We start from the raw sequence: 24718 nt of genomic DNA on the forward strand, positions 1-24718 counted from the left end.
ACTGTGGGTTATGCCGGACCGATGCGGTGGTTTTTACGTGCGGCTCCGGGTGGGCCACCCCAAGCGGTATGCGTCTCTCGGTCAATCCGACGATCGAGATGCGAGCGTTCTTCGCCGTCGACCTGGCGGACTCGCTCGCGGCCGCCGTCGCGGACGCGCAGGAACCCTTCGCGGACGCGTCCGGGGTCGACCCGGTCGACCCGAAACGGGCGCACGTGACGCTGAAGTTCCTCGGCGAGGTCGGCGAGAGGGGCGGTGACGCCACCGACGACGCCCCAACCGTCGACGACGTGATCGCCGCCGGCGAGCGCGCGGTCGACCGCGCTGACGTCGCGCCGTTCGAGAGCGAGATCCGCGGCCTCGGCGTCTTTCCGAACCGCGAGTACGTTTCGGTCGTCTGGGCGGGCGTCGGCCGCGGCGGCGACGCCCTCGCGGCGCTCCACGAGGCGCTCGAAGCGGAGACGACCGCGCTCGGCGTCGACCCGGCCGACCACGACTTCACGCCGCACGTGACGCTGGCGCGGGTAGAGAACGCGACCGGCGCCGAGGCGGTCCGCGACGCGCTCGACGCCGAGGAACCCGAGGTCGGAATGTGTCAGGTCGACGAGGTCCGGCTGGTCGAGTCGACGCTGACCGCGTCCGGCCCGGAGTACGAGGTCGTCGAGCGGTTCCCGCTCGGGTGATCCCCGGCGTCACTCGGCGGGCGCGTCGACCGCGAACCCCTCCTCGTCGGCGTGTTCGACCCGGACGCGGGTGACCCGCGTCGCGGTCGCGCCGGTGACGGCGAGCGTGACGTCGCCGACTGCAACGCGGTCGCCCTCCGCCGGGAGCCGGCCGAGCTGTCGGGTGACGAGCCCCGCGACGGTCTCCACGCCCGCGCCTGCGGGCAGCGAGAGCCCGAGCGTCTCGTTGAGGTGCGCGACCGTCGTCCAGCCGCGGACGACGGCGGCGTCGGGCGCGACGACATCGACCGCGTCCGTCTCCCAGCGACCGACCAGCTCGCCGACCACCTCCTCGAAGAGGTCCTCCAGCGTCGCGATCCCGACGACCGCGCCGTGCTCGTCGACGACGATCACCATCCGCGCCTGGCTCGCCCGCATCTCCGCGAACAGCTCGTCGAGCGGCTTCGTCTCGGGGACGAACGACGGCTCGCTGAGCGCGCTCGCGAGGTCGGCACCGGTCTCGTCCGCGCGGATCGCGTCGCGGACGTCGACGATCCCGACCACGTCGTCGCGGTTCTCGCCGTAGACGGGCATCCGGGTGACGCCTTCGCTCGCGGCCCGCGAGAGCGCGTCCGCCGGGGTCGCCGTGTCGGGGAGCCCGACCACGTCCGTCCGCGGGACCATCACCGCGGCGACGGTCGTGGCCTCTAAGTCGAGGACGCCGCGGATCATCGCGCCCTCGTCCGGGTCGAGCGCGCCCGCGACCTCGCCGGAGCGCACGAGCGTCGCGATCTCCTCGCGCGTGAGGTACGACTCGATGGCGGACTCGCCGCCGGTGAAGCGGTTGACGACGCCGGAGAGCGCCTCGAACACGTACAGGACGGGCCGGAGGACGCGCTGGACCGCGACGACGGGCCGGGAGACGCGGAGCGCGTGCCGCTCGGCGTTGGCGACCGCGTACGACTTCGGCGCGATCTCGCCGAAGACGATGACGAACACCGAGGTGACGAGAGTCGACCCCGTGGCCGCCTGTCCGCCGGAGAAGCCGAACCGGACGAACACCGCGGTCGCGACCGACGCGGCGGCGATGTTGGCGACGTTGTTGCTCACCAGGGCCGTGACGAGGAAGCGGTGCGAGTCGTCGCGCAACGCCGAGAGCGCCCGGGCGCCCGGGGCGTCGGTCGCGACGAGCGAGTCGACCCGGTGGGTCGGGACGGAGAACACCGCCAGCTCCGAACTGGAGAAGAAGGCGCTCACCGCGGTCAGGGCGACGATTGCGCCGACGCCGACGAACGCGATCGTGAAGTCCATGGACGGACCGTGCGTCCCCGTATAAAAGGGAGTACCGACGGCGAAGATACCCACGAACGCGCATTCTCCACTCGAAACGAGGGGGATCGATACCCACGAGCGCGGATCCGATCGGGCGGCAAAACGGCGCGATGAGGAAAGCGTTAACCCCGCGCCGCGGGTGCGTTTCGACATGAAGGTACTCGTGACCGACCCCATCGCGGACGCGGGGTTGGACCGACTCCGAGACGCCGGCCACGAGGTCGTCACCGACTACGAGGCCGAGGGCGAGGCGCTGCTCGACGCCGTCGCCGACGCCAACGCGCTGATCGTGCGGTCCGGGACCGACGTGAACGAGGCCGTCTTCGACGCCGCGAGCGAGCTCGTCATCGTCGGCCGCGCGGGCATCGGCGTCGACAACATCGACCTCGAGGCCGCGACCGACCACGGCGTCATCGTCGCGAACGCGCCCGAGGGCAACGTCCGCGCCGCCGCCGAGCACACCGTCGCGATGACGTTCGCCGTCGCGCGCTCGATCCCGCAGGCGCACGGCCGCCTGATCGGCGGCGAGTGGGCCAAAGGCGAGTTCCTCGGCACCGAGGTGAACAACAAGACGCTCACCATCGTGGGCCTCGGCCGCGTCGGCCAGGAGGTCGCCAAGCGCCTCGACTCGCTCGGGATGGACCTGGTCGTCTACGACCCGTACATCTCCGAGGAGCGCGCCGACCGGATGGGCGCGGAGCTGGTCGAGGACCTCCACGACGCGCTCGCGGCCGGCGACTTCGCGACGATCCACACCCCGCTCCTCCCCGAGACCGAGGGGATGATCGGCGAGGACGAGCTGGCCCAGCTGGAGGGCGGCTACCTGATCAACTGCGCCCGCGGCGGCATCGTCGACGAGGACGCGCTCGCCGAGGCGGTCGAGGACGGCGTCCTCGCGGGCGCCGCGCTCGACTCCTTCGCCGAGGAGCCGCTCCCCGAGGACTCGCCGCTGCTCGACGTCGAGGAGATCGTCTTGACCCCGCACCTCGGCGCGTCGACGGAGGCCGCACAGGAGAACGTCGCGGTCGACACCGCGGAGGCGGTGCTGGCGGCGTTCGAGGACGAGCCGGTCCTGACCGCGCTCAACGCGCCCTCGGTCGACGAGAGCGCCTTCCCGCGGATCGAGCCGTACATCGACGTGGCCGAGACCGCCGGGAAGGTGGCCGCGCAGCTGCTCGACGGCCGGATCACCGAGGTGGAGGCGACCTACGAGGGCGACATCGCCGCGGAGGACGTCGACCTCGTCACCGCGAGCGCCCTGAAGGGCGTCTTCGAGCCGCTGGAGTGGCAGGTGAACGCGGTGAACGCGCCGCGGCTCGCCGAGGAGCGCGGCATCGAGGTGACCGAGTCGAAGACCCGGCAGACCGACGACTTCCAGAGCCTCGTCCGCGTCACCGTCCGCAACGGCGACGGCGAGATCTCCGTCGAGGGGACGCTGTTCGCCGGCGAGGACGCCCGCATCGTTCGGATCGACGGGTTCCGCGTCGACGCGGTCCCGTACGGCCACATGCTCGTCGCGCGCAACACCGACGAGCCCGGCGTCATCGGGCTCATCGGGACCGTCCTCGGCGACCACGACGTGAACATCGCCGGGATGTTCAACGGCCGCGAGACGCAGGGCGGGGAGGCGCTCACCGTCTACAACCTCGACTCGGCCGTCCCCGACGCCGCGATCGAGGAGCTGCTCGCGGACGACCGCGTCGTCGAGATCACCGAGATCACCTTAGACGGCGCCGACGGGCGCGCGGACGAGTAACGCGGGACTCGCCGAGTGGACGGCGAGTACTGCGCAGCCCCGGAGAAGAGATCGGACCGTCCCCGGACGGGCTACGACTCCGCCGCGGGCGGCTCCGAGACCGCGACGAGCGCGTCCGCGTCGGCGACGACTGGCGACGCGACGGCTTCGATCGGTCGGTCCCCGAAGGCGACGACGAACGCCGCGCCGTCGCCGACCGTCGTAGCCGACAGGCGGGCTTCCCCTTCTGCGGTCCCGCGACCCGCGCCGACGCCGACCGCCCAGCCGTGCGACTCGGCGAGCGCCGCGACCGACGCGAGGCCGATCCCGGTCCCCGCGTCCGCGGTCGTGTAGCCGCGGTCGAACACGCGGTCGCGCTCCGCCGGCGGGACGCCGGGGCCGTCGTCGACGACCGCGAACCCGCCGTCGAGCGCGACGGCGGCGACGCTCGCGTCGGTCCCGGCGTGGACCGCCGCGTTCCGGAAGAGGTTCTCCAGGACGCTCCGCACCGCGGTCTCGTCGGCGACGAACGACTCGTCGCCCGCCACCGTCAGCGTCGCGCCCGCCGTGTCGGCGGTCCGCCACGCCGCCTCGGCCGCCGCCGCGAACGAGAACGACTCGGCGCCGGCGTCGGGGTCCGTGTGGTCGACGGCCGCGAGCGTCTCGTCGACGATCTCGAAGATCCGGTCGTGGGCGCTCTCGACCCGTTCGAGCGCCGCCTCGTCGCCGGCGATCGCGGGCTCGGTGAACCCGTCCGCGACCGTCAGCGGGTTCTTGATGTCGTGCGCCAGCGCGTGCGTCAGCGTCTGGAGCCGGTCGTTCGCCACCTCGAGGTTCCGGCGGTTGCACTCGGACTCGGTGACGTCTCGCAGCAGTAGCACCGTTCCCTGCGAGCGGTTGCCGAGCGTCGGGAGCGAGACGGCAGAGAGCGAGGCGAACCGCGGCGCGCCGGCGACGTCGACGCGGAGCGGTTCGTCGGGGGCCTCCCCGCGGCGGTACGCGGCGCGGATCTCCGGCGCGTCGGCGAGCGCGTCCGCGACCGGGACGCCGACCGCGACCCCCTCGCCGAGCCACGCGCGGGCCGCCGGGTTCGCGTCCGCGATCCGGCCGCTCCGGTCGACGACGACGATCGGGTCGGGGATCGCCTCCAGGGTCACCTGCCGGGCGACCGGCGTCACGCCCAGCGTCCGCCCCCGCCGGACCGCGACCGTGAAGGCGACGCCCGTGAGCACGAACAGGAGTTCGGGGCGGAACGCCGGGCCGCCTCCGAGGACGACGAACTGCGCGGTCCACGGCGCGGCGGAGCCGACGAGCAGCAGCCCCGCGGACGCCCGGAACGCGGGCGCAGAGTCGTATACGCCGTACGCGAGCGTCGCGAACGTCCCGACGAGCAGGACCTGCGAGTAGAGCCAGCCGGCCCACCACGCCGGGCCGAACTCGCGGACGAGCACCGACTCCGAGCCGACCGCGACGAGATCGGTCCCGGTCCGGACCAGCCCGTGGACGTCGTTCGTCCAGCTCAGCAGAGTCAGCGCGGCGAGCGGGGCGAGCAGCGCGAGGAGCCGCCGCCGCGAGATCCACGCGTCGTAGCCGAGGTACGCCGCGACGAACGCGACGGCGGCGACCGGGACGACGGCGGTCGCGGGGTACTGGACGTCGATCCAGAACAGCTTGCCGGCCTCGGTCGTCGCGACGGCCTCGCCGAACAGCCCCGCGGACCACCAGGCGATCGCGGCCATGAACGCGACCGCGGCGGGACCGCCCGGCTCGTCCCGGGACGCGAACGCGACGGCGGTCGCACCGACCGCAACGACGGCGGCGAGCGCGGCGAGCGGTGCGGTCATCGGGGCGTCTATCAACTTGTCTGTCGTTCAATGGTTTACTACTTAATACAAACTGTCGGGGCGACGTGTTCGGCAATCGGTGATAGCGCCAACGGCTCTGGGGTGTCGAGGGCGCGGGTCGAGAGCGGGAGGTGGGCGGCCGCACCGACCGCGTCGGCCGATCAGTCGTGGAGGTGGTCGACGACGGCGTCGGCGTCGTTCGGGACCGGCTCGGGGTCGCCGCCGGCCTCGTAGGCGGCGTCGGGGTCCTTGAGGAGGTGGCCGGTCGTCAGGCAGACCACGCGCTCGTCGTCGTCGACGACGCCCTCGCGCCGGAGCTTCTTGAGGCCCGCGAGGCTGGCGGCGGAGGCGGGCTCGACGCCGACGCCCTCGCTGGCGAGGTGGCGCTGCGCGGCGGTGATCTCCGGGTCGCTCACGGCGACCGCGGTGCCGCCGGTGTTCCGGATGCCGGGGAGCGCCTTCGGCGCGTTGACGGGGTTGCCGATGCGGATCGCGGTCGCGCGCGTCTCGACCTCCTCCCAGCGGCGGATCTCGTCGTTCCCCTCCTCGACCGCCTCGACCATCGGCGCGGCGCCCTCCGCCTGGACGCCGGTGAGCTTGGGGACCTCGTCGGGGTCGAGCGCGCCCGACTGGACGAGCTCGCGGAAGCCCTTGTACAGCGCCGAGGTGTTCCCCGCGTTGCCGACGGGGAGGACGATGCGGTCGGGGAAGACGCCGTAGTCGGCGTAGAACTCCTCTAGGATCTCGAAGCCGATCGTCTTCTGGCCCTCCAGCCGGAACGGGTTCAGCGAGTTGAGCAGGTACGCCTCGCCGCGGGCGGCCAGCTCCTGGACGATGTCGAGGCAGGCGTCGAAGTTCCCGTCGACCTCCAAGATGCGCGCGCCGTGGAGGCTCGCCTGCGCGATCTTCCCGGCGGCGACCTTCCCCTCCGGGAGGAGGACGAGCGTCTGCATCCCGCCGCGGCCGCCGTAGGCCGCGAGCGCGGCCGAGGTGTTGCCCGTCGAGGCGCACGCGAGCGCGCCGACGCCCAGCTCCTTCGCGACGCGGACGCCGACGGTCATCCCGCGGTCCTTGAACGAGCCGGTGGGGTTCATCCCCTCGTGTTTGACCCGGAGCGCGTCGACGCCGACCGCCTCCTCGATGCGGGGGACGCGGTGGAGGGGGGTGTCCCCCTCGGGCAGCGTGACGCCGAGGTCGAAGGGGAGCCCCTCGCGGTAGCGCCAGACGCCGCGGTCGGGGCCGTCGGTGGACGCGCCCGCTCCGAACTCGTCGAACGTCGGCGGGTCGGCGTACCGGACCTCGAGGAGGCCGTCGCACTCGTCGCAGGTGTACCGGACCGCCTCGAACGGGGCGAACGTCTCGTCGCAGGCGATGCACGCGAGCCACGTCCCGTCGTCGGCGCAGTCGGGCACCGCCGGGGCCGCGGCGTCGATGGCGAAGTCCATTACGTCGGCGTCGGTTCCCGCGGGGCTTAAGACGGGCGGTCGGAACGGACGTTGCCGGCCGAGGCGAACGCGTTCGGCCTCAGTCGACGATGATCTCGGAGCTCTCGTCCCCCCCGTCGTCGCCGGAGCCGAGGCGGTCCTGGTAGCGCTGGATCCAGTCGGCGAAGCAGTCGGGGCAGAGCCGTTGAGTGTCGATGTTCGCCCGGTCGACGCTCAGCCGGACGGTGCGCGCGAGCGCGTCCGTCGTGGGGTCGCCGCAGGCGTCGCAGGGCTCGGTCGTCGGCGCGTCGCTCATGTCCGACCGGTCGCGTCGGCGGCTCTTAAAAGTACGTCGGCGACGGCTGCCTAGGCGACAGGCGGGCCGAGGCGGCGTCAGACCGTTCGGAACGCCCGGTCGCCGGCGTCACCGAGTCCGGGAACGATGAACCCGTCGTCGTCGAGGTGATCGTCGATGGCGACCGTCAGGAGGTCGGCCTCCGGGACCGCCTCGCTCACGCGGACGAGGCCGGCGGGCGCGGAGACCGCGGAGAGCACGAACAGGTCCTCGAAGTCGTCGGCCTCGTCGAGGACGTGGTCGAGGACGGCGGCCATCGTCGACCCCGTCGCGAGCATCGGGTCCGCGACGATGACGGTGTCGTCCGGCCGGATCTCGGGCAGCTTCACGTAGTCGATGGTGATCGGGAACTCGCCGTCCTCGGTCATCCCGGCCTCCTCGTCGCGGCCGGCGGAGATGACGCCCTGCTTCGCGCGGGGGAACGCCTTCAAGAGGCCCTCGACGAAGGGGGTCGCGGCGCGGAGGACGTTGATGATCACCACGTCGTCGAGGCCCTTCACGCGCTCGCCGGTGGTCTCGGCGAGGGGGGTCTCGACCGGGACGTACTCGGTCTCCATCGCGCCGTCGATGATCTCGTAGCCGCAGATGCGGCCGAGCTTCACCAGCCCCTTCCGGAACGCGACCTGCTCGGTGTCGACGTCGCGCAGCCGCGAGAGGGTGTCCGTCGCCAGCGCGTGCGTGATGAGGTACGCGTCGTCGCGGTCTTCGATCGTCATTGTGCGAAACCGCGCTCGGAACGGTCTTAAAACGTGGCGAATCGGGCGCTCGCCGGATCGCGGTCGGGGAGCTGTCGCCCCCGCGACCGAACCTAGCGGAGCGCGACGACGTACGTCACCGCGAAGAGGATCAGGGCCAGCGTCGCGACGTTCCGGAGCGACAGCGTCGCGGTCCCGACGAAGTCGAGCCCCCAGACGATCATCCAGGCGAACCACGCCGAGAGCACGGCGTTCATCGCGAGCAGCACCTTGGGATCGCCCGCGGAGCGCTCGACCCCCTCGCGGATCCCCGGGCCGTCCTCGTCACCGCCCTCGTCCGTGGTCTCCTCGGCGCTCATACGCCGATGCGCGGCTGTGCGCCACTTAGCTCTTGTCCGTCCGAGCCGTACGCACCCCATGGTCGACCCGGTCCGCCTCCACAACCGACGGGGGGAGCCCGTCGATCCGATCCCCTTCCTCGTGACGACGGGGCTCGCGTTCGCGTTAGTCTTCTCGTTCGGACCGCTGTACGGGCTAGCCTACGGGCTGTCGCTGTCGGTCGCGCTGGCCCTCTCGGCACTCGGGTTCGGCGCCGCGGCGTGGGTGGCGTACCGCCAGCTCGTCCGGTCCGCGCCCCCGGTCGACGCCGGCCCGCTCCCCTCCGGCCCCCGGTTCGAGCGACTGCTGTACGCCGGGGTCGGGCTGGGGCTCGCCTTCCTCGCGCTCACGCTGCCGCTGCTGTGACGGACCGCCGGGGCGCGGACCGCCGACCCGCGCCGAGTCGGCTGTGCGAACGGATCGCACGACACCGGGGAACTAACACGAACGATGCGAATAGTTATCGTATGGGTATCTTCGACACGGTGACCGACGCGCTGGCGGGCTCGACGGGGACGGCCCCGGGGGCCGCCGGCGACGACGGCTCCGAGGGGGCGTACTGGTGCGACGACTGCGGCGTCCGCGTCCGCGACGTCGACGTCGACGACGAGGGACTCGACCGCGACGCGGAGGGGACCCCGACGTGTCCCGACTGCGGCGACGCGATGCGGTTCGCGCGTGCGACCGGCGGCGACTGCGCCTGCTGAACGGGGCGGTCGGGAGCGGCGGCGTCGACTGCTCGGCTCGGTGAGAGACAGCTGCGTCCGCTGACCGGGCCGCCCCCGGTCGCCTCGCCGGACTACGGCTCCCGGAGCGCAACTTCGTCGCCCTGCGCCGTCGGGAACGGGGCGGGGTCGGCGTCGGCCGGGTCGTCGCCGATCCCCGGGTCGCCGAGCTCCGCGAGCTCGGCGTCGGTGACGAGCGCGTCGTCGAGCCGCGAGACGAGGGCGTCCTCGTCGACGCCGGTGCCGATGACGACGTACTCGGTCAGCCGGTCGCCGCGCTCCTCGTCCCAGTCGAGGTCCGGGCGGTTGGAGCGCAACATGTCGCGCTCGACCGACGGGAGCCCGGCGATCCAGGGGCCGAGCGCGGTGACGCGGACCGACCGCCCCGCCTGCCCGACCTGCTGGCGCTGGTCGGTGCCCGCGACCCACAGCGTCCCCTTCGACCGGACCACGTCCGCGGGGAGGTCGCGGAGGACGGCCGCGATCCGGTCGGGGTGGAACGGCCGGCGGCGGCGGTACGTGAAGGAGTCGACGCCGTACTCCGCCTCCGGGTGGCGGTGGTCGTGGCCGTCGTCGTCATGGTCGCCGCTCGGGCGGTCATCGTCGTCGCCGTGACCGTGGTCCTCGTCGAGCGCGCGCTTCCAGCCGGGGAGGTCGCCCAGTTCGCCCGCGTCGAACAGGTCGACCCCGAGGAGGCGGTCGGGGTCGACCGCCGAGAACTCCGTGACGACCGTCTCCGCGTCGGGCTGGAGCGCGCCGACGAGCGCGGTCGCCTCGTCGATCTCGGCGTCGGTACAGAGGTCCGCCTTGTTGCAGACGACGAGGTTCGACACCTCGATCTGCTCGACGAGGAGGTCCGAGAGGGGTCGGTCCTCCTCGCCGGGCGCGCTACGTCGCTCGGGCGTCGACTCCCCGCCGAAGGCGTCGAGGAACTGCCGGGTGTCGACGACGGTCACGAGGGCGTCGACCCGGTACCGCGCCGCCGCGCGCGACTCCGTCGTGAACAGCCGGGCGACCGGGGCGGGCTCGGATATCCCCGACGACTCGACGACCAGGGCGTCGAAGGAGCGCTCGTTCGCGAGCCGCACCACGGCGCTCTCGAGGTCGTCTTGGAGTTCACAGCAGATGCAGCCGTTCGACAGCTCCGTGACCCCCTCGACGTCGACCTCCGACTCCTCGGCGATCAGGTCGGCGTCGACGTTCACGTCCCCCATGTCGTTGACGAGCACGGCGACGTCGCGGTCGCCGGCGTTCCGGAGGAGGTGGTTCAGGAGCGTCGTCTTGCCGGCGCCGAGGCTCCCCGAGAGCACGGTGACCGGGATCCGATCGTCCATGGGCGTGGGTGTTCGGGGAGCGACTTCAACGCCCCGGCGGTCGCAGCGACGCCGCTCGTCCCGAGCCGATACGTTGATACGCCGGGGTCGTCGAACTCGCGCCATGGTTCTGTCCGCCTCCGCCGTGTCGCTGGTCAGCGTCGCGGTGACCGTGCTGATGGTCGCCGCGATGCTGTACCTCGTCTGGGGATCGCTCGACAGCGACATTCACTCGCCGAGCCCCGGCGACGAGGACCGACCCGAGATCGGCGACGCCGAGGACGCCGACGCCGACGCCGACGACGCCGCGGGCGAGCTCTCCGACGGGCGCTCCGCCTGACGCTCCGCACACGGACGGCAAGGCCGCGCCACGGGCGACCGCGGTCTGACCGCGACAGCTTTTAACACGGGAGGAGTGTCATGAGAGATGATGACAGTAGCCGACCGGATCGAGCGGTTTCGGGCGGTCCTCGAAGAGTGGGTTCGGGGCCTGTACCACGGGATGATCACGCACCCGGCCTACGAGAAGATCGAGAAGGAGGCCGAGGACACCGAAGACGAGTTCCTGCTCGCGTGCTTCCCCGACGCGTTCGGCGTCCCCTCACCGGTCTCGTACTACACCGCCGAGCTGCTCCCCTACCTCGAAGACGAGTTCGAGGCGTGGGAGCGGCGGCTGTGGGACCGCGAGAGCCTCATCGAGCGGAAGGGCCAGCAGTACCACTTCTGATGACGGACCGCGTCTCACACCCCGAGTGATGGAGCAGTTCGTCTTCTTCGGCGGCAAGGGCGGGGTCGGGAAAACGACCGTCTCGTGCGCGTACGCCCACCGCTGCGCGCGCGACGGCCTCCGGACGCTCGTCGTCTCGACCGACCCGGCCCACTCGGTGTCGGACGTGTTCGACCAGCAGTTCGGCGACGAGCCCGAGCCGGTCGCGGGTGTCGGCGGGCTCGACGCGCTGGAGATCGACCCCGAAGACGAGATGCAGCGCCACCTCGACGAGATCCGCGAGTCGCTCTCGGAGCAGGTGTCGGCGGCGATGGTATCGGAGATCAACCGCCAGCTGGAGATGTCCCACGGGACGCCCGGCGCGTACGAGTCCGCACTTTTCGACGCGTTCGTCGACGTGATGCGGTCGGAGAGCGACCCGTACGACCGGGTGGTGTTCGACACCGCGCCCACGGGCTCGACGCTGCGGCTGCTCGGGCTCCCGGAGTTCCTCGGCGACTGGATCGACCGGCTGCTGTACAAGCGCAAGCAGTCGATCGACCTGTTCGAGAAGGCGGCGGTCGGCGACATGGAGCCGCGACGCCTGCTGGAGGGCGATCCCGTGATCGAGCGGCTACAAGAACGCAAGGAGTTCTTCGAGTACGCCGGGGAGACGATGCGGTCCGACGCCGCCTTCTTCCTCGTGTTCAACCCCGACCAGCTGTCGGTCAACGAGACGGCGCGCGCCATCGAGGGGTTCACCGAGCGCGACCTGCGCGTCCGCGGGCTCGTGGCGAACAAGCTCACGCCGTCGCCCGACGAGGACGAGACCGGCAAGGGGGCGCGCTACCTGCGGGAGAAGGTCGCGACCGAGCGCGACCGGCTCGCGCAGGTCCGCGAGGAGTTCGACCCGCCGCTCGTCGCCGAGATCGAGTCCCGGACCACGGAGGTCCGCGGCGACGTGCTCGCCGACGTGGCGGCGTCGCTCGACGTGGAACCGTAGGTCGCTCGGGACCGGACGCGTCGCTGCGGGTCGAAAGCGGGCATCGCGCGCGACGCCGACCGGAACCGCGCGCGACGACGACGGGCCGCGTCCGGGTGCGCGCGAGACGGGTCTGCGGCCGGTTGGCGCGAATTTTACCGATCCATCAGAGAAATTAAGTTCGTTTCGGCGGTGCGTAGGGTCACTCTATCCCACGAAATCGGCGATCATCATGAACGAAGATAACGTTTAAGTTGAACATAGTGAATCGATACCACGAGGCAGGGACCTTATGACAAGTGTAATTTGGATCGTCGTCGCCGTGCTCAGTACGTTCACCGTTGGATACGTGGGGTACTCCCGGTACCTCTCTCGGTTCGTCGACCTCGACGACGAACGGGAGACGCCGGCCCACAAGTACGAGGACGGCCAGGAGTACGTACCGGCGAAGAAGCCGGTCCTGTTGGGGCATCACTTCTCGAGTATCGCGGGCGGCGCGCCGATCGTCGGCCCGATCACCGCCGGGGCGATCTGGGGCTGGGTGCCGGCGCTGCTGTGGGTCGCCATCGGCAACCCGCTGATGGGCGCGGTCCACGACTTCATCTCGCTGTCGGGGTCGATGCGACACGAGGGGAAGTCGATCGGCTACATCATCGGCGAGTACGTCGGCGAGCGCGGCAAGGACATGCTGCTGTGGTTCGCGTTCCTCACCATCATCCTCGTGGTGGCGGTGTTCGCCCTGGTCGTCGGGATCGTGTTGAACGCGTTCCCCTCGGCCGCGACCGCGAGCCTCGTGTACATCGCGCTGGCGTTCCTGTTCGGCGTCTACCTGTACCAGCTCGACGGTCCGTTCCTCCCGGGGACGGTGCTGTTCGTCGCGGGCGTGTTCGCCGGCGTCTGGCTCGGCGTCCAGTACCCGATGGCGCTGTTCCCGGCGGTGGAGGCCGGCGCGTACCCCGAGGGGACCATCGTCCTCTTGGAGTTCCTCGGCAACGGCGCGTGGCTTCCCGGCGCGGTGGTGAGCGCGGACGCCATCCTTCAGCCGAACGTCGCCGCGTGGGTGCCCGTCATCCTCGTCTACGCGTCGCTCGCGAGCGCGCTCCCGGTGTGGGTGCTGCTCCAGCCCCGCGACTACCTCTCGTCGTTCCTCCTCTACTCGGGGGTCGGCGGCGCGCTGCTCGCGATCATCGTCGGAACGCTGCTCGGCACCTCGGCCCAGCCGCTGACGGTCGACCCCTCGATCGGCGCGTACATGGGCTTCTTCGGCAGCGACCTGGCGATAGGGGAGCGCGGGATCACCCCGCTGTTCCCGCTGCTTTTCGTCACCATCGCCTGCGGGACCATCAGCGGGTTCCACTCGCTGGTGTCCTCCGGGACGACGGCGAAGCAGCTGAACAAGGAGAGCGACGCCCGCCTCATCGGCTACGGCGGGATGCTCGGCGAGGGGCTGCTCGCGTCCGTCGCCATCTCCACGCTCGCGGTGGCCGGGGCGACCACGGCGGCCGCGGGCGGCGGCATCGGCGGTGCGCTGCCGAACTTCGCGACCGGCGGCGGGATCATCCTCACCAGCCTCGGGATCCCGCAGAGCTTCGGCGCGCCGTTCATGGCGCTCGTCCTGGTGAGCTTCCTGCTCACCTCGACCGACACCGCGGCGCGGCTCGGGCGGTACATGATGGAGGAGATCGTCGGGACGACCGGCAGCGGAACGACGACGGGCTTCTCCGCCGACCTCGGCAGTATCGCCAAGGGCCGGTACACGAACCCGGCCGTCCAGTCGCTCGTCGCGTACCTGCTCGTCATCTCCGGCGAGTGGGTGACGCTGTGGGCGCTGTTCGGCGGCGCGAACCAGCTGCTCGCGGCGCTGGCGCTGCTCGCCGGCACCGTCTGGCTCGCGAACTGGGACGAGTCGAAGCAGCTCGCCTCCACCGGCGTCCCGATGACGATCATGGTGACGATCACCGTCCTCGGGCTGTCGTGGGTGGCGCTGTGGGACAACCTCTATCAGAAGCTGATCCTCGGTAACGTGGCCGGGCTCAGCGGCCAGATATCGGCGGTGGTCCAGATGGGGCTCGCGTTCGTCCTCATCTACCTGGCGCTGTCGCTGGTGCGGATCGGCTACGACAACATCACGACCGTGCGGGACGGCAGCGGAGCGGCGGCCGAACCGAGCGACGACTGACCGCGGTCCGACGCGGCTTTTTTGCGACGACCCGCGACGCTCAGCGCCAGAAGCGCTTCGCGAACCGCGAGAAGAATCCCTCGTCCGGCGGGTCGACCCGCTCCCACAGCCGGAACGCGGCGGCGGTGTCGGCGTTCTCGCTGGCGACGAGCGACTCGCGGTCGGGCGCGACGGCGACGAGGTTCACCTCGTAGTGGCCGTAGTAGCCGAACTTCAGCAGGGTGCGGTCGCTGAACCCGGCGACGAAGTCGGCGACGTCGTCCGGGATCCGGTCGGCGACGACCGCGACGGTGACGTCCGTGCCGTAGTGCTCCTCGTGGCCGTCGACGCGCTCGTCGGCGAGGTCGTGGGCGAACTCGACGAGCCGCTCCAGCTCCCCGACGCTCGGGGTCGACACCCGGCGGACGTACACGTACTCCCGCATGTCGTGGTCCGCGTAGCTCAGGGCCGGGTGGAGGAACTGCTTCTGGTTTCGCACCCGCATCTCGGCGGTCATGTCGAACCGCTCGCCGTCGACGGCGACGTCGCGGTCGAGGTCGTAGCTGTACATCAACCGGTCGGAGACGCGGTCGAGGTACTCGTCGTCGTAGTCGGGGACGGCCTCGCGGATCTCCGCCGGCAGCTCCTCGGGGTCGCGGCGCTCTCCCCCGTTCGACGTCGCGTTCTCACTCATCGTCGGGGTCGTACGGGACGGCGTCGCCGGAGACCGCTGGCGCGCCGATCGCCAGCACCGTCACCGGCTCGTCGGCGTCGGCCGGGTTGTACGCCCGCTGCGGGCTGCCGGGGTCGACGGCGAACAGGTCGTCGGCCGGGACCTCGTACGTGCGGTCGGGGGTCTCGACCGCGAGCGTCCCGTCGAGGACGTAGAACGCCTCCTCCTGCGTCTCGTGGGCGTGGTAGGCGAGGGGGAGCTGCTCGCCCGGGGCCGCCCTGAACCGGTTGATCGCCGCTTCGTCGAGCCCACCGGGGGCGGACAGCTTCCGACACTCACAGGGTCTGTCCGGCTCCGGGTCGACCGAGTCGACGTCGACGACACGATATCCCATGGGAACGCATTCCACGGAGCGAGTGAAAAGGGCGTCGGGACCGGAGCGGCCGCGGGCGCCGGACCCCGAACCGGGCGACGACGGAGCGAGGCCGACCGTCCGGAGCGGGCGCGAGCGCCCCCGAGGCGTCGGTTTCCCGAGGCGCAGTTTTAACCGGGAGGACCACGTTGTGTGCGGTGAAAGACCATGACAGACGAAGGAGACGAGGCGGACGGCGCGGTCGAGGCCGAGGCCTGCGGCCGCTGTTCGATGTCGACGGTCGTGGGGGCGGTGGCGAAGGACCAGTCCCCCGAGGAGCGCGCCGAGCGCGACCCGTTCCGCGGCGAGCGGATCGAAGTCGACGAGTCCGCCGTGCGGCGCGCGTCGCCGGCCGGCTACCTCGGCGACCTCAAGGAGCGGCTCGACGCGGTCGCGCGCCGGATCGCGTACGGCGAGTAGGCGGCGAGTCACGTCAGTTCGGGGAGACTTATACGCGTCCGTGCCGTAGCGGTGACGAACGATGGAAGAGAGCATCTCCGGATTCAAGGTGCGCGGCGACTGGGGCGACGTCGTCGAACACGGAGAGCGAATCTCCCTGGCGCTCCGCGAAGTGGGCGTCGACGAGGACGCCTACTACGAGTTCGACGAGTGGCGTCCCAAGACCCACGAGCGGATCGACGAGGACGTCTCGGAGAAGACCGCGGCGCAGGCGTCCGTCGACGAGGGCGAGGGCGAGCGCGCGGGGGAGTCGCCGGGCGACGACCTCCAGACGGCCGGCGAGAAGCTCACGGAGTCCTACGAGCAGGTCGAGGAGAACGACACCGAGAGCGCCCGCGAGAGCTGGGGCGAGTCGATCGAACACGTCGCCCGCGCGGCCGACTCGGCGGGTCGGAAGGCGATCCGGAAGGTGGAGGACGCCGTCTACCGGAACGTGATGACCCAGATGGCCCCGTACTACTTCGACAACGAACTCGTCAGCGCCAACGTCCAGGAGGTCGCCCGGGGCGAGGACGGCGAGACGTTCGTGTTCGAGGTGAACGTCAACGACGACGAGCTGAAGGGGGAGGTCTCGGAGGTCCTCGACGAGTACGAGTCCGAGATCGACCGCTGGCACGTCGAGACCGAGAAGCGGACCGACGACGTCGCGGCCGCCGAGGGCGTCGAACCGCCGGCCGAGGAGGGCGGTCCGGACTCGACGACGACGTGAGCCGAGCCGACGAGCGCGCCGACCCGCCGTCCGACCACGGCCGAGACACATCGGTCGCTTTTAACTCGCCGACCACCGAATCACGCCCATGAGCGAGGTACTCCGGGTCGAGGCGGGAGAGCTGTCCGTCGACGAACTCATCGACGCGCTCAACGACGGCCAGCGGATCCTCGTCGACGTCGAGGTCGCCGGCGCGAGCCACGAGGTCGCCCTCCGGTACGACGGGGAGACGTACCACTGCGACACGCCCACGAACCTCCACCGACACGCCGACGAGTCGGGGATGCGGGGCTGTATCGACCAGATGGGCTACGCCTCTCCGGAGTGACGCCCTCGCGCCGCGGAAACCGACATTTAACCACGCCGCGCGCGAACCGAGCCGCATGAGCGACCCCGAGATCGAGGACCTCGTCGGCGACCGATCGCCGTCGTTCGAGCACGTCCTCTCCTGCGTCTTCGGCGTGCGCGACCACGAGAGCCGGGCGTACCTCGCGCTGCTGGAGTACCCGGGCAGCACCGTCGCCGAACTCGCCGACGCGCTGGACCGAGACCGGTCGAACGTGAACCGCTCGCTGTCGACGTTACGGGAGAAGGGGCTCGTCGAGCGGCGGCGTCGACTCCTCGATTCCGGCGGGTACGTCTACCAGTACACCGCGATCCCGGTCCCCGAGGCGAAGCGCCGCCTCCACGACGCGCTCGACGAGTGGGTCGCCGACGTCCACGACGCCATCGACGGGTTCGATCCGGACGGACGCTGAGCCGGCGGGCGCGAGGGGGACTACTCCGCTTCCGATTCCGCCGAGTCTTCGGACTCCTCCCCGGCGCTCAGCCCGTCGTCCTCGGGGCGGTCGAGCGCGCGCTCGGCGTCGTGGTACTCGGAGTAGCCGTCGAACCAGCGCGCGATCCGCTCGATCCGGTCGACGACGTGCGCGGGCTCGCCGGACCGCGAGAGCTCGTGGCCCTCGCGGGGGTACCTGACGAACCGCGTGTCGACGCCGTTCTTCCGGAGCAGTCGGTGGTACAGCTCCGCCGTACAGATCGGCGTCCGAGTGTCGTCCTCGGAGTGGATCAGCAGCGTCGGGGTGTCGACCGCGTCGGCGTGGCCCGTCGGCGACTGCTCCCAGAGCCACTCCGGCTCCGCCGAGGGCGTCGTGTCGAAGTCGCCCTCGACGAGCTTGTACGCCGCGTCGGTCGAGCCGTAGAAGCCGGTGAGGTCGTAGACGCCGCGCTGCGAGACGGCCGCGCGGAAGTAGTCCGTCTGGCCGACCGCCCACGCGGTCATGAAGCCGCCGAAGGAGCCGCCGGTGACGAACGCGTTCGAGTCGTCGATCTCCGGGCGGTCGGCGACCGTCTCGACGCCCGCCATCACGTCGCGCATGGTGACCGCGCCCCAGTCGCGCTCGATCGCCTGCATGTACTCCTCGCCGTAGCCGGTCGAGCCGCGGGGGTTCGACCAGAAGACGGCGTAGCCGCGGGCCGCGAGCGTCTGGAACTCGTGCCACATCGTCCCGGCGGTCGACCACATCGCGTGCGGGCCGCCGTGGATCTCGACCGCGAGCGGGTACTGCCCGTCCGCGTCCGCGGGCTCGCCGCCGTCGTCGCCGACTCCCGCCGGCGGGGTCAACAGCCACCCCTGGACCTCGACGCCGTCGGACTCGAAGCTGAGCGCCTCGGGTTCACCGACCGCGCGCTCGTCGAGGTAGTCGGCGTTCAGTTGGGTCAGGCGGGTCGTCTCGTCGGCCGCGGCGTCGTAGGCGAACGCGTCGCCCGGGTGGTCCCACTCGCTGGCGGCGAACGCGACGGTGACCGACTCGGGGCCCGCGTCGGGGTCGCCCCCGACGGTCGCGCCCGAGACGGTGCCCGGCCGGAGCAGGCGCTCGGGGTCCGCGCTCCCGTCGGCGGGAACGCGCCACAGCGCCGTCTTCCCCTCGTCGGGCGTCGCGAAGTACAGCGTCTCGTCGGCCGGCCCCCACTGCGGGGCCGTCCCGCGGCCGAGGCCGCGGTCGATGCCGCCGGTGAGGTCGGTGACCGCGCCCGACTCGGCGTCGAGGACGCGGAGGTCCGTCGGCTGCATCGACACCTGCTCCGGCTCGGCGTGCGTGAACGCGACGCGGCCGTCCGCGGTCGCCGCGAGGTCGGCGCCCCACCCGGTCGTGGTGTGGACGCGCTCGGTCTCGCCCGCGTCGAAGTCGTGGGCGTGGATGGCGATCTCGACGGAGTCGTCGGGGTCGTCGCCGACCGCCTCGGTGTAGTACAGCGTGTCGGCGTCGCCCCACGACGGCGCGGCGAAGTCGGCGTCGCGGTCGGTCACCCGGTCGATCGCGCCGGACTCGGCCGGGTCTGGGTCGGTGACGCCGCCGACCGTCGCGTCCGCGTCGACGACGTACACGCCGGGGCGGCGCCCGTCGAAGTGGCGCTCGGCGGCCCGGTAGACGGTCCGGTCGATGACGCGCGGGTCCGGGTGGTCCTCGGGCTCGTAGTCGTCCGGCACCGCGAGGTCGCGGTCGGCCTCGCGGTCGTCGGCGGTCACGGACTGGACGAACGCGATCCGCTCGCCGTCCGGCGACCACGCGATCTGCGAGACGCCGCCGACCACGTCGGTGACGCGGCGGGCCTCGCCGCCGTCGACCGGGAGGACCCACAGCTGCTGGCGGTCGTCGGTCGCGCCCCGGGTGGAGGTGAAGGCGATCCTGTCGCCCGAGGGGCTCCAGCGCGGCTCGGCGTCGGCGCCCTCCGCGAGGGTGAGTCTGCGGGGGTCGTCCTCGCCCGCGGCGTCGACGACGTACACCGTCGTCTCGTAGCTGTCGTCGTCGTTCGGCTGTCGGCGCACGAACGCGACGCGGTCGCCGTCCGGCGAGAGCCGGGGGTCCGACGGGACCGCGATGTCGTGGTAGTCGGCGGCGGTGATCGGCTCCATGGGTGTGGGTCGGACGGGGGAGGCAAAAGGCGTCGGGAGGCGGAAAGGCGGGCGACGGCCCGGACGAGGAGCGGCGAGCCGGGCTCGCCGTCGTCGCTCAGTCCTCGCCGTTGTCGAACGCGAGCGAGACGCCGCCGTCGTCGACCGTCGCGCCCGCGGCGCAGACCGGGTGTTCGAGGTCGGCCTCGAGGAGTTCGCTCGCGACCGACGGGGCGTCCGTCGCGGTCAGGTCGTACGGCTCGGGGGAGTCCGTCTCGTAGGTCGCGACCACCGTGGGCTCCTCGACGGCCTCGACGAGCAGCGCGTCTCGGCGGACCGTCCCGATCGTCGCCGACTCCGCGCCGACGACGCCGGCGACGCGGGGCGTGTCGTAGTCGTCCTTCTCGAAGTCGAGCGCGAGCAGCGCCGACGCGAGCGCGTCGCGGGCGGGGTAGCCGCGCTCCAGTTTCTCCGCGATCGGGTCGACGTGCGAGCCGTTTCCGAGGACCGCGAGCGGCTCGTCGGTCGGGGTCTCGACCGCGCGGGCGCAGTTGTACGAGACGTATGGGTTGTCCGTCTCGGGCGCGTCCGCGGTCGGGCCGACGGTGAGCGTCCCGTCGCGGTCGCGAACGCGGCGGTTCGGGAACGAGCGCGAGGAGACGCGGTAGCCGCCGATACCGGGCGCGACGACGACGAATCGTCCGACGTACATACAGCTTCGTGCGGATTCGGCCGGTTAAAATACGTCGATGTACGCACGAACGCGATCCGAACGGCGAGGCGGCACCGCGGTCTCGCCAACCGATCGCACGGCGAGCGCAACGCGCAACGCTTACAAACACGTACTGGCTATCGATAAGTGCGCAGTCCATTGGGGTAGTGGCCAATCCTGTTGCCTTCTGGGGGCAACGACCCTGGTTCGAATCCAGGATGGACTACTTCTCTCGTACCTCGCTTCGACTGGAACGAAGAGGCATCCCCGTCCCGCGGTCTCCAGTCGAAACGAAGGGGTCGGTGGGGATTCTGACGCGGCTCACTTCTCGACGTCCAGCAGCGCGACCCGCTCGCGAACGGCGTCGGCGAGGTCGCCGTTCGTCGCGGCGAGTTCGCGGTCGGTGACCCCGTAGAACTCGCGGACGCGGTCCTCGTCGAACTCGGTCGAACGGCCGTCTCCGCTCGCGATCTCCGACGAGTCGGTCGCGAGCGACCGGAGGCCGTCGACGGCCGCGTCGAGGTCGGCGGCCGAGCGCTTGACGCCGGGCACGTCGCCGAAGTCCGCGGCGAGGACGACGACGCGTCGCTCGCCCGCGGAGACCCCGAGTTCGAGCGCGCGGTCGATCTGTCTGCGTCCGGCCGCGTACAGCAGTACCTCGACCCCGGGGTCGCGCGCGACGGCCTCGCCGCGAGCGATCGCCCGCGCCGCCAGCCGCGCCGCCCCGCGGAGCTGCGTCGCGGAGACGACGAGGCCGGCGTCGAACGCCTGGACGACCGCGCCGGTCTCGGCCGCGACCGCGTCGAGGTCGCCGAGGAACGCGTCGAGGTCGTCGATCGCGAAGGTGCCGGCGACGAGCCGGACCTCGGGGTCGGGCGCTGGCGCTCCGTCGCCACCGGCCGCAGAGTCGGTCATCCGAAATCACCCAGGCTGGCCTGTCCGTCGCCGTCGCCGTCGGCGTCCGCGCCCGCGGTCGCCGCCGCGGAGGCCGAGCTGTCGGGATCGATGCCGTCGAGCGACGGGTCCTCGCGGCCGGCGTTCTCTAAGATCCGCTCGGCGGTGCGCTCGCGGCCGCGGAGCGCGCCGAGGACGACCGCCTTGTCCGCCTCGCGGAGGTCGGCGCGGCTCTCGATGCCGGCCTCGTAGAGACGGCGGGCGCGCTTCCGGCCGACGTTGCGGACGCCGGCGAGGTCGAGCAGCTCCTCGCGGACCCCGTACTCCAGCCGCTTGCGGGCCTCGCGCACCTGAACGACGGTGTCGCCGTCGATCCCCCCCACGTCGCGGGCGAGCGTCTCGGCCGCGCGGAGGAGCCACTCGGCGGTGTCGACCTTCCCGCGGATGTCGCCGGGGCCGACGCCGTACCGCTCCGCGATCCGGTCCTCGTCGACTTCGTTCGCCCAGTCCTCCAGCAGGCGGCCCGTCTTCAGCGCGGCGAGCCAGTCCTCGAACCGCACGTCCTCGTACTCGGAGGGGACGTCGCCGAGGAGCTCCGCCTCGCGCTCGTAGCAGACCTCGGTGTACTCCTCGCGGTCGCCCGACTTGAGGTACAGCTCGTAGGTGTCGGGGGTCCGGCTGACGAGGTGGTAGAGGCCGAGCGGCGTGACCGCGGGGGCGGGGTCGTCGCTCGACCCCGGCTCCTCGGAGGCGTCGCCGTCCGTTCCGTCCTCGCCGGCGCGGGTGTACGTGGTGAAGCCGGCGTCGGGGGCGTCGGCGGCGTCGGCGGTCGGGTCGTTGGCCGCGACGAACTCGTCGCTCTCCCCCGTCGCCCCGTCGTCCGCGACGGTCCGGAGCCCGTCGAGAATCTCCGCGGCGCTCATCGGGTCGAGGTAGAGCCGCGAGACGGTGTGGCCGATCCCGGTCGCGGCGAGGCCCTCGCTCCCGCCGTCGCGGTCGCGGTCGACGAAGCCGTTGACCTCGAGGTAGTCGAGGACGGTGTCGGTGACCGCGGCGAGCCGCCCCTCGTCGTCGGTCTGCGTGGCGTAGAGGGTGTTGTCGAGGAAGGAGAGCAGCCCGTCGCGGGTGGCGGCGAAGCCGGACGCGATCGTCGCGAGGACGTGGGTTCGGAGGGCGGGCTCGGCGGCGAGCTTCGATCGGACCGGCTCGGCCTCGGCCCAGACGTACCGCTCGAACAGCTCTTCCTGCGTGTCGGCGTTGTTCGCGAGCAACACCGCCTCGCCGTAGGGGTCGAGGCCGGGGCGGCCCGCGCGGCCGCACATCTGGTGGACCTCGAGCACGTCGAGGGGTTTCATCCCGCCGAACTCGCCGTCGTAGCGCCGCCAGTCGCGGACGATCACGCGGCGGGCGGGGGTGTTGACGCCGGCCGCGAGCGTCGGCGTCGCGGAGACGCACTTGATGAGTCGGTCGCGGAAGGCGTCCTCGATCAGGCTGCGGTGCTCGCTCGCGAGGCCGGCGTGGTGGAACGCCGACCCCTGTTCGACCGCGTCGGCGAGGTCCTCGGAGGTGTCGGTGTCGGAGACGCCGCGGATCTCGTCGGCCAGCTCGCTGAGGCGGTCGCGCTCGTCGCCGGTGAGCCGCGGGCCGGTGACGTCGGTGAGCTTGCGGGCCGACGACTCGGCGTTGCGCCGGGAGTTGACGAAGACGAGCGAGGAACCGCCCTGTCCGTCTTCCTCGGTGTCTAACGCGTCGCCGACGAGCTTCGCGGTCTGGTCCTCGCCGCGCTCGACGGGCACCTCGCGCTGGCTCCCGTCGTCGAAGTTGATCGCGTTGCCGAAGTGGACGCCGGTGTGGAGCTCGATCGGGCGCCAGTCGGACTCGACGAGCTCGGCGTCGAGCCAGTCCGCGATGACGTCGGCGTTGCCGACGGTCGCCGAGAGCGCGACCGTCTGGAGGCCGGGGTTCACCTTGCGGAGCTTCGCGAGGGTCACTTCGAGGGTTGGCCCGCGGTGGGAGTCGTCGACGAGGTGGACCTCGTCGCTGACGACGCAGGTGAGGTCGTCGATCCACGGCGCGCCGTTGCGGATGAGCGAGTCGACCTTCTCCGAGGTGGCGACGATGATGTCCCGGCTCGCGAGCCACTCGCCGTCGGAGTCGTAGTTGCCCGTGGAGACGCCGACGGTGACGTCGAACTCCTCCCAGCGCTCGAACTCGGCTTTCTTCTCGCTGGCGAGCGCGCGCAGCGGGACGATGTACAAGGCCTTCCCGCCGCGCTCGACGGAGGAGAGCATCGCCAGCTCGGCGATCAGCGTCTTGCCGGACGCGGTCGGGACCGCCGCGACGAGGCTCTCGCCGGCGGTGACGCCCGCGTCGACCGCCGCCTCCTGGGGCGGGTACAGCTCCGCGACGCCCTCCGCTTCGAGCGCCTCGCCGACGCCGGCGGGGAGCCCGGAGAGCGAACTCGGTTCCATTACCGGAGTCTGGGCCCCGCCTCGATTTAAACCGTCGGAAGACCCCCGACGACGGGGGACAGAGAGTGCGGGCGCGACCGGCGACGCCGAACAGGGGGCGCGTCGTACAAGCCGAGACCGATCCGAAACGCTCTCCGCTTGAACTCGACACGGCGCTCCACCCCTGGTAGGCAGCAGACCCACACAAGACCTATTCCGCGTTACTCGGGAAGTCGGGTAATGGTCTCGCCTTCGGCTATCGTACTGGGGGCGCTGCTCGCGATGTTCCTCGTCGCGGGAGCCGTCGCACGCTTTCGGTCCGATCTGACGCGCTCTCATATCCCCGTGATCGTGTTGGCGCTGTTAGCGCTGACCAGCGGGGCGCTGATCACCGCAGAGTACCGCGCGGCGACGGCCGACGCCGAGCGGATCGACTACAGGGTCGACTCGCAAGTTGAGGGGTGTGAGACGGCGGCGGCCGACCGCGTGTCTGAGTTCGACGAACTGTCGCCGGACGCTCGAGAGGTGTTCCTCTCGACGCTCCGGTCGGAGGGTGGGTATACGACGACGGAGAACCCCGACCAGTTCGATATCTCTTCCGACGCGGACGTCGATAATTACGTCAGATACGAGTCGGAGTGCTACTCCGTAGTCGGCTACGGAGCGGGGATCGGTAGCGGAATGTACCTCTTCGTGCTGCTGTTTTTCGGAATCCCGCTCACCGCCGTGCTCGCGTTTCTCGCAGTGTACAGCTACCGGACCGATAGCTTTCGAATCCCGGCGACGGTCGTCTCCGTGGTCAGCGTCGGGACTGCGGTGTGGCTGAGAGCGGTCGAGGGGACCGTCGTTCCGATCGTCGCGACGGTCGCCCTGCTCGTCGTCGCCTTCATCTGGATTACGATGGGGCCGGTTCGATCCGCTGAGCGGTGAAGACACGTACGGAGAACGGCGCGATCTCGTTTCGAGTCCGCCCCCGTATTCGACGGGGGGTTCTCATCGGTTCGAAGGATTTCGACGGTGCCGAATCGACTCGAGTCAGGGCGCGACGCCGACCGTCAACAGCGTTCCCCACGTTCGGTAGCGGTCGACCATCGCCTCGCGCGTCTCGTAGTTCTCGGTCGGGAATTCGGCAGCGTCGGGTATCTCCACCTCGCGGTCCGGGATCGCGTCCTGCTCGGCGACGTACAGGCCGGCCTCGCGGAAC

The 24718-nt window shown here is 71.3% G+C and carries 26 protein-coding genes, 1 tRNA gene and 1 pseudogene; 14 read left to right on the top strand and 14 right to left on the bottom strand.

Features of this window, described 5'->3' with window-relative positions:
- The first annotated feature begins 98 nt into the window (after positions 1-98).
- Complete coding sequence (gene thpR / locus Q0116_RS04910; RefSeq protein WP_297886092.1) at positions 99-683, top strand: RNA 2',3'-cyclic phosphodiesterase; 585 nt, start codon at positions 99-101, stop codon at positions 681-683.
- Positions 684-692: 9 nt separating this feature from the next.
- On the opposite strand, the gene Q0116_RS04915 is transcribed toward thpR, so the two are convergent.
- Positions 693-1973 carry a hemolysin family protein gene (locus Q0116_RS04915; protein ID WP_297886055.1) on the bottom strand — a complete coding sequence of 427 codons (1281 nt, stop codon included), beginning with the start codon at positions 1971-1973 and terminating at the stop codon, positions 693-695.
- 172 nt (positions 1974-2145) lie between these two features.
- Between Q0116_RS04915 and serA the strand changes: the two genes are divergently transcribed.
- Positions 2146-3750 (top strand): phosphoglycerate dehydrogenase, encoded by a 1605-nt coding sequence (gene serA / locus Q0116_RS04920; RefSeq protein WP_297886056.1) that lies wholly within the window; start codon positions 2146-2148, stop codon positions 3748-3750.
- 71 nt (positions 3751-3821) lie between these two features.
- Here the strand turns inward: serA and Q0116_RS04925 are convergent, their stop codons facing one another.
- The 5 genes from Q0116_RS04925 to Q0116_RS04945 all read right to left on the bottom strand — a co-directional run bounded on the left by Q0116_RS04925 (position 3822) and on the right by Q0116_RS04945 (position 8406).
- The gene (locus tag Q0116_RS04925; RefSeq protein WP_297886057.1) at positions 3822-5573 is read right to left on the bottom strand and encodes a histidine kinase N-terminal 7TM domain-containing protein; all 1752 of its coding nucleotides are present in this window, start codon (positions 5571-5573) and stop codon (positions 3822-3824) included.
- Between the two features lie 161 nt (positions 5574-5734).
- Positions 5735-7018 (bottom strand): threonine synthase, encoded by a 1284-nt coding sequence (gene thrC / locus Q0116_RS04930; protein WP_297886058.1) that lies wholly within the window; start codon positions 7016-7018, stop codon positions 5735-5737.
- A 79-nt stretch (positions 7019-7097) separates the two neighbouring features.
- Complete coding sequence (locus Q0116_RS04935; RefSeq protein WP_006114682.1) at positions 7098-7313, bottom strand: hypothetical protein; 216 nt, start codon at positions 7311-7313, stop codon at positions 7098-7100.
- 77 nt (positions 7314-7390) lie between these two features.
- Positions 7391-8068, bottom strand: coding sequence for a uracil phosphoribosyltransferase (gene upp / locus Q0116_RS04940; protein ID WP_297886059.1), 678 nt, complete (start codon positions 8066-8068; stop codon positions 7391-7393).
- 92 nt (positions 8069-8160) lie between these two features.
- Positions 8161-8406: a hypothetical protein gene (locus Q0116_RS04945; protein ID WP_297886060.1), complete on the bottom strand. Its 246-nt coding sequence runs from the start codon at positions 8404-8406 to the stop codon at positions 8161-8163.
- 58 nt (positions 8407-8464) lie between these two features.
- Here Q0116_RS04945 and Q0116_RS04950 point away from each other — a divergent pair, with 58 nt between their 5' ends.
- Complete coding sequence (locus Q0116_RS04950; RefSeq protein ID WP_297886061.1) at positions 8465-8791, top strand: hypothetical protein; 327 nt, start codon at positions 8465-8467, stop codon at positions 8789-8791.
- A 101-nt stretch (positions 8792-8892) separates the two neighbouring features.
- A complete protein-coding gene (locus tag Q0116_RS04955; RefSeq protein ID WP_297886062.1) occupies positions 8893-9132 on the top strand; it encodes a hypothetical protein in 240 nt (79 codons plus the stop codon).
- Positions 9133-9224: 92 nt separating this feature from the next.
- On the opposite strand, the gene Q0116_RS04960 is transcribed toward Q0116_RS04955, so the two are convergent.
- Positions 9225-10484, bottom strand: coding sequence for a GTP-binding protein (locus Q0116_RS04960; protein ID WP_297886063.1), 1260 nt, complete (start codon positions 10482-10484; stop codon positions 9225-9227).
- A 103-nt stretch (positions 10485-10587) separates the two neighbouring features.
- On the opposite strand from Q0116_RS04960, the gene Q0116_RS04965 reads away from it, so the two are divergent.
- The 4 genes from Q0116_RS04965 (at position 10588) to Q0116_RS04980 (ending at position 14330) form a co-directional block, all read left to right on the top strand.
- Entirely contained in the window at positions 10588-10803 is a 216-nt protein-coding gene (locus Q0116_RS04965) for a hypothetical protein (RefSeq protein WP_297886064.1), read from the top strand.
- A gap of 90 nt (positions 10804-10893) precedes the next feature.
- On the top strand, positions 10894-11190 hold the full coding sequence (locus Q0116_RS04970; protein WP_297886065.1) for a hypothetical protein: 297 nt from the start codon (positions 10894-10896) through the stop codon (positions 11188-11190).
- A 28-nt stretch (positions 11191-11218) separates the two neighbouring features.
- Positions 11219-12172: a TRC40/GET3/ArsA family transport-energizing ATPase gene (locus Q0116_RS04975; RefSeq protein WP_297886067.1), complete on the top strand. Its 954-nt coding sequence runs from the start codon at positions 11219-11221 to the stop codon at positions 12170-12172.
- A 271-nt stretch (positions 12173-12443) separates the two neighbouring features.
- Entirely contained in the window at positions 12444-14330 is a 1887-nt protein-coding gene (locus tag Q0116_RS04980; protein ID WP_297886069.1) for a carbon starvation protein A, read from the top strand.
- A 40-nt stretch (positions 14331-14370) separates the two neighbouring features.
- Here the strand turns inward: Q0116_RS04980 and Q0116_RS04985 are convergent, their stop codons facing one another.
- Entirely contained in the window at positions 14371-15003 is a 633-nt protein-coding gene (locus Q0116_RS04985) for a hypothetical protein (protein WP_297886071.1), read from the bottom strand.
- Positions 14996-15376: a cupin domain-containing protein gene (locus tag Q0116_RS04990; RefSeq protein WP_297886073.1), complete on the bottom strand. Its 381-nt coding sequence runs from the start codon at positions 15374-15376 to the stop codon at positions 14996-14998. The genes Q0116_RS04985 and Q0116_RS04990 overlap by 8 nt, the downstream gene beginning before the upstream one ends.
- A gap of 186 nt (positions 15377-15562) precedes the next feature.
- On the opposite strand from Q0116_RS04990, the gene Q0116_RS04995 reads away from it, so the two are divergent.
- The 4 genes from Q0116_RS04995 (at position 15563) to Q0116_RS05010 (ending at position 17320) form a co-directional block, all read left to right on the top strand.
- A complete protein-coding gene (locus Q0116_RS04995) occupies positions 15563-15814 on the top strand; it encodes a hypothetical protein (RefSeq protein ID WP_297886075.1) in 252 nt (83 codons plus the stop codon).
- Positions 15815-15875: 61 nt separating this feature from the next.
- A complete protein-coding gene (locus Q0116_RS05000; protein WP_297886077.1) occupies positions 15876-16562 on the top strand; it encodes a DUF5828 family protein in 687 nt (228 codons plus the stop codon).
- A gap of 88 nt (positions 16563-16650) precedes the next feature.
- Complete coding sequence (locus Q0116_RS05005) at positions 16651-16890, top strand: hypothetical protein (RefSeq protein ID WP_297886079.1); 240 nt, start codon at positions 16651-16653, stop codon at positions 16888-16890.
- 55 nt (positions 16891-16945) lie between these two features.
- Positions 16946-17320, top strand: a complete 375-nt coding sequence (locus tag Q0116_RS05010; protein WP_297886081.1) for a helix-turn-helix domain-containing protein — start codon at positions 16946-16948, stop codon at positions 17318-17320.
- Between the two features lie 20 nt (positions 17321-17340).
- Here Q0116_RS05010 and Q0116_RS05015 read toward each other — a convergent pair whose 3' ends face one another.
- Positions 17341-19479 carry a S9 family peptidase gene (locus Q0116_RS05015; protein WP_297886083.1) on the bottom strand — a complete coding sequence of 713 codons (2139 nt, stop codon included), beginning with the start codon at positions 19477-19479 and terminating at the stop codon, positions 17341-17343.
- A gap of 97 nt (positions 19480-19576) precedes the next feature.
- Positions 19577-20170 carry an IMP cyclohydrolase gene (locus tag Q0116_RS05020; RefSeq protein WP_297886085.1) on the bottom strand — a complete coding sequence of 198 codons (594 nt, stop codon included), beginning with the start codon at positions 20168-20170 and terminating at the stop codon, positions 19577-19579.
- Between the two features lie 153 nt (positions 20171-20323).
- Between Q0116_RS05020 and Q0116_RS05025 the strand changes: the two genes are divergently transcribed.
- Positions 20324-20396 (top strand) — tRNA-Gln (locus Q0116_RS05025).
- Between the two features lie 95 nt (positions 20397-20491).
- Here Q0116_RS05025 and cgi121 read toward each other — a convergent pair.
- Both cgi121 and Q0116_RS05035 read right to left on the bottom strand, forming a co-directional pair.
- Positions 20492-21085: a KEOPS complex subunit Cgi121 gene (cgi121, locus tag Q0116_RS05030; protein ID WP_297886087.1), complete on the bottom strand. Its 594-nt coding sequence runs from the start codon at positions 21083-21085 to the stop codon at positions 20492-20494.
- Positions 21082-23535 (bottom strand): ATP-dependent DNA helicase, encoded by a 2454-nt coding sequence (locus Q0116_RS05035; protein WP_297886089.1) that lies wholly within the window; start codon positions 23533-23535, stop codon positions 21082-21084. Before Q0116_RS05035 ends, cgi121 begins: the two co-directional genes overlap by 4 nt.
- A 219-nt stretch (positions 23536-23754) precedes the next feature.
- Here Q0116_RS05035 and Q0116_RS05040 point away from each other — a divergent pair, with 219 nt between their 5' ends.
- Positions 23755-24444, top strand: a complete 690-nt coding sequence (locus tag Q0116_RS05040) for a hypothetical protein (RefSeq protein ID WP_297886090.1) — start codon at positions 23755-23757, stop codon at positions 24442-24444.
- 105 nt (positions 24445-24549) lie between these two features.
- Here the strand turns inward: Q0116_RS05040 and Q0116_RS05045 are convergent.
- Positions 24550-24718, bottom strand: a pseudogene (locus tag Q0116_RS05045) (SAM-dependent methyltransferase); the annotation flags it as partial.

The sequence above is a fragment of the uncultured Halorubrum sp. genome (assembly GCF_937146585.1).
Classification (GTDB): Archaea; Halobacteriota; Halobacteria; order Halobacteriales; family Haloferacaceae; genus Halorubrum; species Halorubrum miltondacostae.